Raw genomic sequence first — 13,612 nt, 5'->3', positions numbered from 1 at the left:
TGGAGGAGATCGCCGGCGCGGACTAGGCTCGGCGGAGTGAATCGACGTACCAAAATCGTGTGCACCCTGGGTCCTGCAACTGCAACCGACGAGCGCGTGCGTGAGTTGGTAGAGAGTGGCATGGATGTGGCCCGGCTGAACTTCAGCCACGGCAAACACGAAGACCACCGAGAAATGTACGACCGCGTGCGCAAGGCCTCCGACACCACCGGACATGCGGTGGGCATCCTCGCCGACCTGCAGGGACCGAAGATCCGGTTGGGGACGTTCGCCGACGGACCGGTGCAGTGGCCCGCGGGCAAGCAGGTCCGCATCACCGTCGATGACTGCGAAGGCACCGCCGAACGCGTGTCGACCACCTACAAGCAACTGGCCGTCGACGCCCGCCCAGGCGACCGACTGCTCGTCGACGACGGCAAGGTGGGGCTGACCGTCACCGACATCGACCAGAACGACGTCATCTGCACGGTCACCGAAGGCGGACCCGTCAGCAACAACAAAGGCGTCTCCCTCCCGGGGATGAACGTCTCGGTGCCGGCGATGTCCGACAAGGACGAAGCCGACCTCGAGTTCGCCCTGAGGCTCGGAGTCGACCTGATCGCCCTGTCGTTCGTGCGGTCGCCGGCCGACATCGAACTCGTCCACACGATCATGGATCGCGTTGGCCGCCGGGTTCCAGTCATCGCGAAGCTGGAAAAGCCCGAGGCCATCGACAACCTCGAAGCCGTGATCCTGGCGTTCGACGCAGTGATGGTCGCCCGCGGTGACCTCGGCGTCGAGCTGCCCCTCGAAGAGGTCCCCCTGGTGCAGAAACGGGCCATCCAGATGGCCCGCGAGAACGCCAAGCCGGTGATCGTCGCCACCCAGATGCTCGAGTCGATGATCGAGAACTCGCGACCCACCCGCGCCGAGGCGTCAGACGTGGCCAACGCGGTACTCGACGGCGCCGACGCTGTCATGCTCTCCGGTGAGACCTCGGTCGGCAAGTACGTCATGGAAACCGTCCAGACCATGGCCCGCATCGTGAAGGCAGTGGAAAGCGGACCCCGCGACGTCCCACCGCTCTCACACGTCCCACGCACCAAACGCGGCATCATCTCCTACGCCGCCCGCGACATCGGCGAACGCCTCGACGCCAAAGCCCTCGTCGCGTTCACCCAGTCCGGCGACACGGTCCGCAGGCTTGCGCGCCTGCACACCCGACTGCCGCTGCTCGCGTTCACCCCGCTGCCCGAGGTGCGCAGTCAACTTGCAATGAGCTGGGGCACAGAGACATTCATTGTCCCGCGCGTCGACTCCACCGACGCCATGATCCGCCAGGTCGACCAGTCACTCCTGGAAATCGGACGCCTCAAGGTCGGCGACCAGGTGGTCATCGTCGCCGGAGCCCCTCCCGGCACCGTCGGCACCACCAACCTGATCCATGTGCACAGGATCGGTGAAGACGACCATTGAGTTTGGCTCGCTCCGCTCGCTTTGTCGGTGTGGCCACCGGGCGGTTGTTCTTCCCTTCTCCTCACATCGCTGCGCTCGTTCGTCGGCAGTCCAGAACAACCGCGGCCACACCTCCCGGGTCGAATCGGTCGCTGTGCCCCCTCGCAACTAATGAGTGAGCGAGCGAAGCGAGTGATTGTCGCGGGTGGCCCCGCGTGCTCTGGACAGAGGAGCGAGGGAGCGCAGCGACTGAGTCGACGAAGGAAGAGCGCGTGACCCGGGCCACCAGCCCGCGAGCGGAGCGAGCCAAACCAGCACAGCGCGCGACTGAGGCCGGTCGCCCCGCGAGCGGAGCGAGCCATCAGGCACAGCTAGCATTCGTCCTGTGACTGATGCCCCCGGCTCGACGTCCGACCTGAACAAACTGCTGGCGCTCTTCGATCTGGAGGAACGCGAGACCGACGTCTTCATCGGCGTCCACCCCGCTGAGGTGGGGCCGCGCACATTCGGGGGTCAGCTGCTCGGGCAAGGTGTGGTGGCTGCCGGGCGCAGTGTTCCGCGGCCCACGCCCGTGCATGCGCTGCATGCGCATTTCATCCGGGGCGGCGACGTGACCAAACCGCTGGAATACCACGTCACCCGTCTGCGAGACGGAAAACCGTTCGCCAATCGTCTGGTCACCGCTGTGCAGGACGGCGAAGAAATCCTGTCCATGCTGGTGGCCTTCCAGGACAACAAGGCCGGCCTGGAGCATTCGGTTCAGATCCCCGAGGTGCCGTACCCCGAGGACCTGCCCACCCTCGGTGAACACTTCAAGGGGTTCGAAGATCGCATCGCCATGTTCGTGAATGCGTTGCATCCCATCGACATTCGCTTTGCCAACGACCCCACGTGGAAAGTGCGCGAATCAGGCGACACCCTGGAACACAACCGGGTGTGGATGCGCACCGACGGCCAGATGCCCGACGACCCGCTCCTGCACATCGCTGCACTCTGCTACGCCTCGGACACCACAGTGCTCGATTCGATCCTGACAACGCACGGGTTGTCCTGGGGGATCGACCGGTTGTTCGCAGCCACCGTCAATCATTCGATGTGGTTCCACCGCGAGTTCCGATTTGATGACTGGTTGCTGTACGCAAGTGAGTCGCCGGTCGCGGCCGGCTCGCGAGGGCTGGCGTCGGGACGGTTCTTCACCCGCGAGGGACTGCTGGCGACGACCGTGGTCCAAGAAGCCCTCATCAAGTACTTCCCGCCACGCGGCTGACCCGGCGCGCCGATGAGGCAGACTTGAGCCATGTATCCCGCGCAGCAGACGCCTCAGTATTGGCTGGCGCCAGGACCTGATCTGCCGCCCCGCACATGGCAACGGCGCACTCGGACACCGATCATCATCGCCAGTTCCGTCGTCGGTGTTGTGCTCGCCGTCATCGCTCTCGGTGCCATGGCCTGGGGTGTGCAGGGCCGCGACTTCACCGCCGAAGGCGAAGTTGTCCTCACCGGCGGCCAATATGCAGTGTCATCCTCTGACATCTGCGGTGGCACAAACGAATTCGAAGACCTCAAGGTCGGTGCGCGAGTTCGCGTCCTCGACGAGGAGCTGACCATTCTCGAAGAAGGCACACTCGGTGCACCCGAACTCTCCGACAACCGATGCCGCCTCGGATTCGCGATCTCCGGGGTACCGGAGGGCCGCGGCCGCTACGTCGTCGAGATCGGGACAACCGTCCGGCACGAGGCGAGTGAGGGTGTGCTCGAACGCGGCATCACGTTCGAGTTCTGAGCGGAAGACTCAGAGCTCCCGGTCCACGAACTCCGGGGTTGTGCGCTTCATGCCGGCTTTACGGGCAATGGCGTGGTTCTTGCCGCGCAGCAGCCGCAGTTGCAGTACCTGCTCCACCGGGAACGAGAACCGGGGAGAGCGCGACCACGTCTTCTCGAGCAACGATTTTGTTGACGCCACCGAATCGGGGGAGCGGGACGCGATCTTCTCGATCAATGCCATTGCCTCGGCCATCGGATCCTCGGCCACGCCGGTGACGAGTCCGATCTCCTGGGCATGGTCGGCAGAGAACATCTCGCCGGTCATCGTCAGTCGCTTGGCGACGTCGATGTTGGTGAGCTGAGCCAACGCGGCCGATGCCGACATGTCGGGGATCAATCCCCATTTGGCCTCCAAGACGGAGAAGTCGGCGTCAGGCGTGGCGAACCGGAAGTCGGCTCCCATCGCAATCTGCAGTCCGCCGCCGTAGCAATGGCCATGCACCACAGCGATGACGGGGACAGGTACCCGCCGCCACTCCCATGCGGGGTCCTGAAAACCGTTGGAGCCCTTCACAAGGTTCGGGATGAAGTTCCGGTAGATGCTCTTCTCTTTGCCCTGGAGGCTGGCGAAATCAAGTCCGGCGCTGAAGGATTTGCCCGCGCCGCTGATGATGACGGCGCGCAGGGTGCGGTCCTTGGCCGCCTGCCGGGCCGCTCTGGTGAGCCCGGCGAGCAACGGCAAGGTGAGTCCGTTGTGCTTGTCGGGCCGATTGAGCTGTACATGCGCGATGGGACCGAAAGGTGTCTTCTCCACCCGGTAGGTCACCGAATCGTCAGCCGCGGGGCGTGTCTCAGGGTCCGCGGCAATCGCCAGAGATGCGGGTCGTGAGGTGGCATCGGTCGAGGACATTCGGATCTCCTTCGGTGCGTATTCGGTTCGAGGGTACGCCCGAGGCCGTGACCCGATGGACCGGCATCAACCCCTCCGGAGCTGTCAGTGGTGGGCGGGCTCACACTGCCGCAGCGCCGTGACCTGCGTCCTCGTCGGGTCCCGAACTCGTATCGCGCTCGTCGAGAATGAAAAAGGCAAGAGTGACGGCAAGAAAGCCGGCGGGCAGCCAGGCGGCGTGCACGCCCATCCACTCCGTCGCGAACGCGCCGACCGCAGCGCCCAGGAAGAACGAACCGATGACTTTGGAGTAGACGGCAAGCGCGCGCTTGGACGTCTCCGATCTTGTGGTAAGGACGCCGTACGCCGACTCGACGGTGCGCATCATGTTCCCGGTGGTCGCGACCACCATGTAGTTGAGGTCGCCGATCGAGCGGAACAGCTCGATCTGCATCGCGGCCATGAAGGAGATCGGCACCGTGACGTACATGTGGGGGACCGTCTCGGGAACGAATCCGATGGCGGCCAACGAGAGGGCCTGGATGCCCATCGTCCATCGGATCGGATGGGCCACCACCGAGTCGAGACGCCCGGTCTTGATGTGGGTGGAGAGCGTGACACCCAGCAAGAACGCGACGATCGGCCAGATCCGGGCCACAGCGTCGGCGTAGTGCTGTTCGGAAAGGTTGATGAAGAAGAAGATGACGTTCCCCGTCTGCACATTGGCGAACACGCCGCCGCGAACGAGGAATGTGTACGAGTCCAGAAAGCCACTGGCGCAAGTGACGAGCAGCGCGAACCGCAGCGTTGTCGTCGTGGTCGTCGGCATTGTTCTCCCACCCGGAATCGTTTGTCCGAGGTGATGTTACGGCCGAGACCCGCTCTCCGGGTGCCAAGCGGCGCGGGCAGGGGGTCGGAGGTGCTGCGTCGTGGTCGCCCCATTTCAGGTGGATGTCGGCTGTCCGATTTGTCGGGTCATCGGCGAATCGCCTTCGGGAGTGGCGCGGCAGCGCTAGATTCTGATCACAGCCGTGTTCATGATGCGTCGCGACCAACCGCCGGGAGAACTGATGAGCGAGAACACCACCGACGTCGTCTTTCACCACGCTTCGGGAGTCGCCGTGCACACCACGGCCGAAGCGTTTCAGCAGACCGCCAAGATGCATCCCGATCGCGTCGCGTTGCGAACACCGGGCGGAATCCAGGAGATCACCTGGCGTGAGTACGCGCGCCGGGTCGAGGCGATCGCGCGAGGCCTCGTGCGTCTCGGCGTCAGCCGTGGCGACACCGTCGGCCTGATGTTGACCAATCGCCCCGAATTCCACCTCGTCGACACCGCGATCGTTCACCTGGGAGCGATCCCGTTCTCGGTGTACAACACCAGCGCACCCGAGCAGCTCGAGTACCTGTTCACCGACGCCGCCAACAAGATCGTGATCACCGAGCAGGTGTTCATGCCCGTCATCAAACAATCCGGCGTGGCGCTCGAGCACATCATCACCGTCGACGGTCCGGCTGACGGGGTCATCGAACTCAAAGACGTGGAAGCCCAGGGCGACGAGGAGTTCGATTTCGAAGCTTGCTGGCGGGCAGTGAAATCCGATGACCTGGTCACGTTGATCTACACCTCGGGAACCACGGGACCTCCGAAGGGCGTGGAGATCACGCACAGCAACGTGATCGCCGCGGCGGAGTCGGTGGCCGACGAACTGCAGTTCGGATTCGACGACCGGATCATCTCCTACCTGCCGGCCGCACACATCGCCGATCGGGTGTCATCTCACGGTGCCAGCCAGATGCGTGGAATCCAGATCACCTCGGTGGCCGATCCGCGCGAGTTCGCTTCAGCGCTGCCCGATGTGCGGCCGACCGTCTTCTTCGGGGTTCCCCGTGTGTGGCAGAAGGTGAAGGCCGGCATCGAAGGCAAGCTGGCCGAAGAGACGAGCCCGGTGAAGAAGAAGCTTGCGGGCTGGGCGCTCGACGTGGGCCGGCGAGCAGCCAAGGCCGACTTGGCGGGCACGCCGAGGGGCAGGGCCCTCTCTGCTCAGCACCGCGTGGCAGACACCCTCGTGCTGTCGAAAGTCCGTGCGGCGCTGGGACTCGACGAACTGAAGGTTGCCATCTCGGGTGCGGCGTCCATTCCGGCCGAGGTGATCGAGTTCTTCGTCGGGATCGGCATTCCCGTCATCGAGGTGTGGGGTCTGTCTGAGACGACCGGCGCTGCGACGAAGACGACCACGGACAATCTGAAGGTCGGCACGGTCGGCAAACCCGTGGACGGTGTGGAGATCAAACTGGCCGACGACGGCGAAGTGCTGGTCCGAGCTCCGATGGTCATGCGCGGTTACCGCAACAAGCCGGAGAAGACGGCAGAGGCGATCGATGCCGATGGCTGGTTCGCCACCGGCGATGTGGGCAAGATCGACGACGAGGGAAACCTGACAATCGTCGACCGCAAGAAGGAACTCATCATCAATGAGTCCGGCAAGAACATGGCACCGAGCACGATCGAGAACGCGGTGAAAGCGTCCTCGTCGCTGATCAGCCAGGTGGTCGCGATCGGCGACAACAAGCCGTACATCAGTGCCTTGGTGGTCCTTGATCCCGACGTCGCGACGTTGCGTGCAAAAGCTCTGGGTGTCCCCGAGGCGCAGATCGCGGATCTTGCCGAGAACCCCGAGATCATCGAAGAGGTCACGCTGGCGGTGAAGGCAGGCAACTCGAAGTTGTCGCGGGTGGAGCAGGTCAAACGGTTCGCGATCGTGCCATCTGCCTGGGACCCGGGCGGCGACGAACTGACTCCGACGATGAAATTGCGGCGCAAGCCGATCGCCGGCAAGTACGCCGACACCATCGTCGATCTCTACTCGAACCCGCCGGGTGCCGGAGTCATCGACCTCGGGTGACTGCGCGCGGTCTCATCGCGCAGGCGATGATGGTGCAGTGACTGCAGCAGTGATCTTCGACATGGACGGTGTGCTCATCGATTCCGAGCCCATCTGGGAACAGGTGCGCCGGGACGTGGTGGCCGAACACGGCGGTATGTGGCTCGACGAGGCGCAGACCGCACTGATGGGCATGAGCACTCCGGAGTGGGCGAAGTACATGAGTGAGGACCTCGGTGTGGGCAAGCCACCGAAGGAGGTGGCGCAGATCGTGATCAACAAGATGGTCGAGCGGTATGTAGACCATCTGCCGGTGTTACCGGGCGCCGATGACGCAGTGCGACGGTGTGCCGGGCGGTGGCCATTGGGGCTGGCCAGCTCGTCGCCCCGGCAACTCATCGATGCTGTCCTGCGGTCGGCGGGATGGACCGATCTTTTTGCGGTGACCGTGTCCACCGAGGAGCTCAGCCGGGGTAAACCCGCGCCCGACGTCTATCTCTCGGCGGCGCGGGAATTGGGGTTCGAGCCCGCAGAGTGTGTTGCGGTGGAGGATTCGTCGAACGGGATGCGGTCGGCGACCGCCGCCGGACTGGTGCTCGTCGCTGCGCCCCGGCCGGAATACCCGCCGGCCCAGGACGCCATCGCAGGGGCAGCGGTTGTGCTCGACGATCTCGACGGGCTCACCGAGGACCGCGTCGCCGCACTGGCGTGAAGGCGCCACGGGCGCGTCGACTGCACTGACCACTCTGTGATGTGGTTGATACGCACGATTGGGTACCCGTCTGAGGTTCGACTCCTCCACCAGAACAGTCGAGTCCATACCGAATGGAAGGCAGCATGAGCGATTCACCTCCGAACGAGCAGCCTGGCAGCACCAACGAGCCGGGCAAAACCGTCGACGATCTGGAAGAGAAGATCAGTCAGGAACACGCAGACTCAGGCAAAGCAGGGCCACCCATCACCGAGAGCGACCCCGGTGACAGCGGCGATTCGGATCCGAGTGGCTCGGATCCGAGTGGTGACACCAGCACCGCGCAGGGGTCGGCTACCGGCGAACCACCGGACTGACAACCCGGAAAACCCGCCCGATCATTCACGATTCGGCTTTGCGTCGACGATCGGACGGGTTTTTCTCACGGAGTCACAACAAGGCGGGGGCCAGCCGACGCCACTGCTCCCTTGGGTACACCTTGGGGTCGGTGTCGAGTACTTGCACACAGACGTGGTCGGCACCGGCGGCAAGGTGCTCCTGCACCCGGGCGGCGATGGCGGCTTCGTCGCCCCACGCGATGATGGCGTCGAACAACCGGTCGCTGACCGATGTCAGATCGTCTTCGGTGAAACCCGATCGCAGCAGATTGTTCGCGTAGTTCGGCAGCCCGAGGTAGTTGCGCAGCCACTCGGTTCCGATCGAGCGGGCGTGGTCGGCGTCCGTGGTCAGGATGGCGGTCTGCTCCGGGAGCAGTAGCGGGCCGGTGCCCAGGGACTCGCGCGCTCGGGCGGTGAAGTCGGGTGTGACCAGGTACGGGTGTGATCCATTCGCGCGAGTTGCGGACAAGTGCAACATCTTTGGTCCCAGCGCGGCGAGGACGCGGGCGTCGACGGGGACTGGCTGTTCGGTCGCGTCCAGAGCCTCGAGGTACGCCTTGGTCGCAGCCAGCGGCTTCTTGTATCGGCCGGGGTCGCCCGCGTCGATCAGCGGAGCGTGACTCACGCCGATTCCGAGCAACAAACGCTCTCCGTGAGCAGAGACCAGCGACTGGTATTTCGCGGCGACGTCCACCGGTTCGTGCATCCACAAGTTGAGGATGCCCGTTGCGATTACGGCTTTGCTCGTGGCTCCGAGAAGATTCTCCACGGCGTCGAACAGCGGACCCCCGACGTCAGGGATCCACAGTGCGGTGTATCCCAGGTCCTCCAGTTCGGCGGCAGCTTCTGCGGATTCAACGGCATCGCCATAGCGCAACTGCGAACTCCATACGCCTACACCTGCGAGTTGCATGGTCATCTCCTCGGTGACGCGCGAGGGCGTCGTCGGCGCTCATGAGCGCGTGGTGTGATTCGAGATCTGCTGTTGACGATGCTAGTCGATCGCTTGTTCCGTGCGGGCGGTCGCTGCGGAGAACTGTGCGAGCGCACGTGAGTAGACAACGTCATGCATCGCCGAAATGCGCTGCCGCTCAATTCCTCTCGAGGCTCTGCTGGCTGCCGGTGTGCTCTCTCGTTCGGCGTGTGTGGCCCTCAAGGCCTCGGTCAGGCTGGTGGGATCGAATCTGCCCAATCCGAAACCGTATGTTCGACATGGCTTTTGATCGGCGAAGTAGCCGCAGTCTGGAGCGATCACCGCGGTCCCCACGTCGTAGCAAGCTTCCAGCCATCCCGAATGTGTTCCGAATCGGTAGGGGAGCACACTGACATCGATTTCGGTCAGGTACTGCCAGAGTTCGTTGTCGTCGAACCGGTCATGAATCCTCAGGTCCACACCGTGCCCGGTTGCGTAGTCGGTAATGATCGCGGCGAGGTCGGCCGTCCGTTGATCGCCACCGGGGTCGAAGACGTGGGAGTCCAAGTCCACCCGCACACGCGTGTCAGGGAGACCCGCCGCCGAGGTCACGATGGCGTCGAGTACGGCAAGCGGGTCGAGGTTGGCCCGCAGGCTCTTCGCGTGGACACCGATCACAAGATCACATCTGTGATCACGAGGCCGGCCGATCAGGCCGAGAGGTGCGACATGCGGGTGGGGGATGACAGTGGCCTCGACGCCCCAGCGCTGGACGATCTCCGTGGCCGCGCCGGGAGTCAGGGTGATGACCTCGTCGGCGCCGCGCACCAGGACTTTTAACTGTTTGAGGTGGAGCGTGTTGTCCGGGAAGTGGGGGTTGTGCAGGTCGTGGGCGGTGAACACCAGCGGTTTGTTGTGATGGTGGAGTAGGTCGACGACCTGGTGGAGCTGGCCGGGGGAGATGGAATCGAATCCGAAGTGCAGATGTAGCACGTCGAAATCATCGATGTGGTCGCTCAACCAGGCGGGCTCGAGCCACCGCGGTGGCCACCAGCGATCATTGGAGTCGGCGCCCTCAGGCACCGGGTCGGGAAGCCGTCTCACCTGCGATTCGTCGGCGTCGAGGTGGGCTACATAGCGGTGGCCGGTGGGCACCGAGGCGACGGTGATCAAGTCGATGATTCCTTCGTGCGCAATTCGGATACCCGGAGATGTGGCGACCCCGCCCGGCTGTTCGAGAGGAGATGCGTCCTGACATCAACGTACTATCGCGGCGCCCAGCCGATATGCAGGGTCCGACGACGGTGAGCAGAAGGGCAGAAGTGGACGGACGTACCCGGCACTATGGAGAGTTCTACGGTGTTGCCGACACCGCGACGACGGACGATCGCCAAATACTGGTCGTGTGGGGCAACTGTCAGGCCGAGGCACTGCGCATCGTCCTGTCGGGTTCGCCCGAACTTCCTTACCGTACGGTCCGAGTTCCCCCTGTCCACGAATTGGAGGCCTCCGACATCCTGCAGGTGGAAGATCTGATCCGTCAGGCCGCTGTCATCGTGTCGCAGCCGGTGCGCGAGGGATACCGGGGCCTGCCCATCGGCGGTCCCGATCTGGCAGAGATGGCACCGTCGGCGCGGCGCATCGTGTGGCCGGTGATCCGCTACGGCGGGCTGTTCCCGTTCCAGGTCATCGTGAGGCACCCGGCAAGCCCGGCTGCGGTGCCGGCGGCCGTTCCCTACCACGATCTCAGGACTGTTCTTGCGGCCCGTGACGGACGAGAGTCCTTCGAGGACTGGGACGTCGAGGTCACGCCGGAACGTGTTCGTGAAGCGGCGCAGTGGAGTGTCGCTCAGCTGTCGGCTCGTGAGAGCCGGCATTGCGACGTCTCGATCTCCGATGCCCTGCTCGACCTGGGGGCAGACGCTGCGCACACGATCAATCATCCCGGCAACAGGACGCTGATGGTCCTCGGACAGCGGATACTCGACGCACTCGGTGCACCTGCGCCGTCCGCGCCGGATCGCGAGTTGCTCGGAAACACCCGGGCTCCGCTGGAACAACGTGTCATCGAGGCATTGGGTGTGCAGGCTGCCGCTCGGCGCTCGTGGTCGGTGGATGGGGCGCCGGTGAGCGAAGAGGATGTACACAAACGCCAAATGCTCTGGTACGCCGACCATCCGGAGTACATCGACGCGGCCCTGGAACGGTACCGGGAGCTGGTCTCGATATTGGGTCTGTCATGACGGGACCGATCGGTCACCTCGCCGTCGGGCCTCGATCGCATGGTGTTGTCCGCTACGCGCATTCGGTCTTCGATGCTGCGATAGCCGAGGGTGCCGACCATCGGCTTCACCACCTGGATGGCCCGTTTGTCGACGACCCGACCACTGATGTCGGAGGCGTGTTGGACGACTGCGCGCTTGTGCATCTGCACGTGACAGACCGTCTGTTCGGACGTACGCCGGCCGAAGCCCGCGGCACGGTCTTGTCGATGATCGAGGATTTGAGTCGGCCCGTGTCGGTGACCCTGCACGACCTTCCTCAGCCATCGGACGGACAGGCCATGCCTGCCCGGGTGGAGTTCTACCGGTCGGTGGCGCGAGCTGCCTCAGGGGTGATCGTGTCGAGCCGCCATGAAGCGAAACTGTTCGCCGACTTCATCGACCGAGACATCGTGGTCGAGGTAGTGCCGCTCATGTTCGACGATGTTCGTGTCGAAAAGCCGGTTCCAACAGCAAGATTGACGGTCGGAGTCCTCGGTTTTCTCTACCCGGGTAAGGGGCATGCGGAAACCCTGGAAGCGATGTCGGGGCTTGATCCGTCCGTCGGCTTCGTTGCCCTCGGTCGTCCGTCACCGGGCCATCAACACATCACCGATGAACTCGAGGCGATGGCGGCGGACATGGGTCGACCGTGCGAGATCACCGGCTTCCTGTCCGATGACGAACTACGCAGGCGAGCAGCCGAGATCACCGTGCCGGTGGCCTATCACCGGCACATGTCCGCATCCGGCTCCATCAACTCATGGATTTCGGCGGGCCGCCGGCCACTGGTACCGCGGACCGCGTACACCGAGGAGATCGCGACACGGTCACCCGGTGTGGTCGCCTTGCACGCCGACGACACCAACTCGCTGCGCGTCGCGATCCATCGTGCCCTCGCCGATCCTGGGAGCACCTGGATCGATTCGTCGGCAAAGCCGATGCCGACGCCCGCAGACGTGGCAACGACGTACGAGCGGCTACTGCGGCGGTGGAGTGCGTGAGCGCGATTCCTCTCGACGACGGACGCATGATCCTGCCGGGCAACCGGTGGGACCTCGTCGAGAACTCGCCGGATAGGCCGTTGGTGAGCGTTGTCATCCCGTACTACAACCAGCAACGACAGCTGAACCTCGTGCTGAAAGCGTTGACGGCGCAGACATATCCGGCGAATCGGATGGAGGTGGTGGTCGCCGACGACGGGTCCGCGCAGACTCCCGATGTCGGCGAGTGGACCTCAAAGTTGTCGGTGACGGTGGTCAGCCAGGAGGACAAAGGGTTTCGTGCGGCGGCGGCTCGCAACCTTGGCGCGTCGTCGTCCACGGGGTCGATCTTGTGCTTCCTCGATGCCGATACCGTGCCCACACCCGACTACATCCGCCAGGCCGTCCGATTGCCCGCGGTGGCCCCGGACACCATCGTCGTCGGAAGGCGTAAGCACGCGGACCTCGCGCAGGTCACCGCGGACTCGGTCGTCAGCTGGTTGTCGGACAACGCACACACGGAACAAACGCACCAGCACGAACCGCACTGGTTGGTGGATGGATACGACCGCACTCTCAATCTTCTCACGCCCGGCTGGGATGGCTACAAATACATGCTCAGTGCCGTGATGACATGCAGCCGTACTCTTTTCGAGGACATCGGGGGTTTCGACGAGTCGTTTGTGCAGTACGGGGGAGAGGACTGGGAACTGGCGAACCGGGCCTTCATGATGGGCGCGGTATTTGCGCACGAGCCCGCCGCGGTGGCCTGGCACGACGGGCCTGACTGGGCGGAGCGGTCGGTGTCGGACCGTGCGGCGGAAAAGAACGCCGAAGCACTGGCCCTGGTGCCGTTGCTCACCGATCCCGCCGCCAGAGCCAGTGGTCTGCGGTACCTGATTCCGGACGTGGCAGTGTTGGTCTCGACCGATGGCCATACCGCGCCGTCGTTGTTGCTCACCGTGTCCAGCGTGCTCAGAGGGGTCGACGCTGCAGTGTGGTTGACCGGACTCGACGCCGACAACCTACTGCGCGAACTGGGTATTCATGACTCCCGTGTTCGTCTCGGTGAGCCGGACGCGGCGGTGCTGTCCCGGTGCCGGTTCGTCGTCGAGGTGACCGGCCGCGTCGTCTTCTCGGCAGACAGCATCGCTCGCCTCACCGCTGAGGTGGCGCCCGGTGCGGCCGGGCAGGTGAATGTCGAATTCGGTTCGGGGTCCACGGCGTTGGTGACGATGTGGTCGTCGCGTGCACTACACAGGTCGCGACGATGGTCGGAAGAGGTAGGGCTGACCACTCGGGAATTGATCGAGATGTTATTCGGTGTCCGGCATGTCGAGTCCGATGATGTCGGAATCGTTGTCGCCGAGGATGACCCGTCGTTGAGCTGGTAG

Annotated in this window: 13 protein-coding genes; 9 read left to right on the top strand and 4 right to left on the bottom strand. The window is 64.1% G+C overall.

Annotated features, from left to right (window positions below; translation table 11 throughout):
• The first annotated feature begins 36 nt into the window (after nt 1–36).
• The 3 genes from pyk to MVA47_RS18820 all read left to right on the top strand — a co-directional run bounded on the left by pyk (nt 37) and on the right by MVA47_RS18820 (nt 3,217).
• Complete coding sequence (pyk, locus tag MVA47_RS18830; RefSeq protein WP_247209299.1) at nt 37–1,455, top strand: pyruvate kinase; 1,419 nt, start codon at nt 37–39, stop codon at nt 1,453–1,455.
• Nucleotides 1,456–1,819: 364 nt separating this feature from the next.
• Nucleotides 1,820–2,701 (top strand): acyl-CoA thioesterase II, encoded by an 882-nt coding sequence (locus MVA47_RS18825; RefSeq protein WP_247209298.1) that lies wholly within the window; start codon nt 1,820–1,822, stop codon nt 2,699–2,701.
• Between the two features lie 30 nt (nt 2,702–2,731).
• Complete coding sequence (locus MVA47_RS18820; RefSeq protein ID WP_247209297.1) at nt 2,732–3,217, top strand: hypothetical protein; 486 nt, start codon at nt 2,732–2,734, stop codon at nt 3,215–3,217.
• A 9-nt stretch (nt 3,218–3,226) separates the two neighbouring features.
• Here the strand turns inward: MVA47_RS18820 and MVA47_RS18815 are convergent, their stop codons facing one another.
• Together MVA47_RS18815 and MVA47_RS18810 are read right to left on the bottom strand one after the other, a co-directional pair.
• Nucleotides 3,227–4,024 carry a crotonase/enoyl-CoA hydratase family protein gene (locus MVA47_RS18815; RefSeq protein WP_247210904.1) on the bottom strand — a complete coding sequence of 266 codons (798 nt, stop codon included), beginning with the start codon at nt 4,022–4,024 and terminating at the stop codon, nt 3,227–3,229.
• A 184-nt stretch (nt 4,025–4,208) separates the two neighbouring features.
• Nucleotides 4,209–4,916, bottom strand: a complete 708-nt coding sequence (locus tag MVA47_RS18810) for a YoaK family protein (RefSeq protein WP_247209296.1) — start codon at nt 4,914–4,916, stop codon at nt 4,209–4,211.
• A gap of 241 nt (nt 4,917–5,157) precedes the next feature.
• On the opposite strand from MVA47_RS18810, the gene MVA47_RS18805 reads away from it, so the two are divergent.
• The 3 genes from MVA47_RS18805 to MVA47_RS18795 all read left to right on the top strand — a co-directional run bounded on the left by MVA47_RS18805 (nt 5,158) and on the right by MVA47_RS18795 (nt 8,040).
• Nucleotides 5,158–6,993 carry a long-chain fatty acid--CoA ligase gene (locus MVA47_RS18805; protein WP_247209295.1) on the top strand — a complete coding sequence of 612 codons (1,836 nt, stop codon included), beginning with the start codon at nt 5,158–5,160 and terminating at the stop codon, nt 6,991–6,993.
• Between the two features lie 37 nt (nt 6,994–7,030).
• Nucleotides 7,031–7,684, top strand: a complete 654-nt coding sequence (locus MVA47_RS18800; protein ID WP_247209294.1) for an HAD family phosphatase — start codon at nt 7,031–7,033, stop codon at nt 7,682–7,684.
• 125 nt (nt 7,685–7,809) lie between these two features.
• Nucleotides 7,810–8,040 carry a hypothetical protein gene (locus MVA47_RS18795; RefSeq protein ID WP_247209293.1) on the top strand — a complete coding sequence of 77 codons (231 nt, stop codon included), beginning with the start codon at nt 7,810–7,812 and terminating at the stop codon, nt 8,038–8,040.
• 73 nt (nt 8,041–8,113) lie between these two features.
• On the opposite strand, the gene MVA47_RS18790 is transcribed toward MVA47_RS18795, so the two are convergent.
• Both MVA47_RS18790 and MVA47_RS18785 read right to left on the bottom strand, forming a co-directional pair.
• On the bottom strand, nt 8,114–8,974 hold the full coding sequence (locus MVA47_RS18790; RefSeq protein WP_247209292.1) for an LLM class F420-dependent oxidoreductase: 861 nt from the start codon (nt 8,972–8,974) through the stop codon (nt 8,114–8,116).
• A gap of 81 nt (nt 8,975–9,055) precedes the next feature.
• A complete protein-coding gene (locus MVA47_RS18785; RefSeq protein WP_247209291.1) occupies nt 9,056–10,147 on the bottom strand; it encodes a glycosyltransferase in 1,092 nt (363 codons plus the stop codon).
• Nucleotides 10,148–10,278: 131 nt separating this feature from the next.
• Between MVA47_RS18785 and MVA47_RS18780 the strand changes: the two genes are divergently transcribed.
• Genes MVA47_RS18780 through MVA47_RS18770 form a run of 3 tightly spaced genes read left to right on the top strand, consistent with a single transcriptional unit; the run spans nt 10,279 to nt 13,612 of the window.
• Nucleotides 10,279–11,217 carry a WcbI family polysaccharide biosynthesis putative acetyltransferase gene (locus MVA47_RS18780; protein ID WP_247209290.1) on the top strand — a complete coding sequence of 313 codons (939 nt, stop codon included), beginning with the start codon at nt 10,279–10,281 and terminating at the stop codon, nt 11,215–11,217.
• Nucleotides 11,214–12,239, top strand: coding sequence for a hypothetical protein (locus tag MVA47_RS18775; RefSeq protein ID WP_247209289.1), 1,026 nt, complete (start codon nt 11,214–11,216; stop codon nt 12,237–12,239). Before MVA47_RS18780 ends, MVA47_RS18775 begins: the two co-directional genes overlap by 4 nt.
• The gene (locus MVA47_RS18770; RefSeq protein WP_247209288.1) at nt 12,236–13,612 is read left to right on the top strand and encodes a glycosyltransferase; all 1,377 of its coding nucleotides are present in this window, start codon (nt 12,236–12,238) and stop codon (nt 13,610–13,612) included. Before MVA47_RS18775 ends, MVA47_RS18770 begins: the two co-directional genes overlap by 4 nt.

Source organism: Williamsia sp. DF01-3 (assembly GCF_023051145.1).
In the GTDB taxonomy this organism is placed as follows: domain Bacteria; phylum Actinomycetota; class Actinomycetes; order Mycobacteriales; family Mycobacteriaceae; genus Williamsia.
This window is presented reverse-complemented; position numbering and strand designations above follow the sequence as displayed.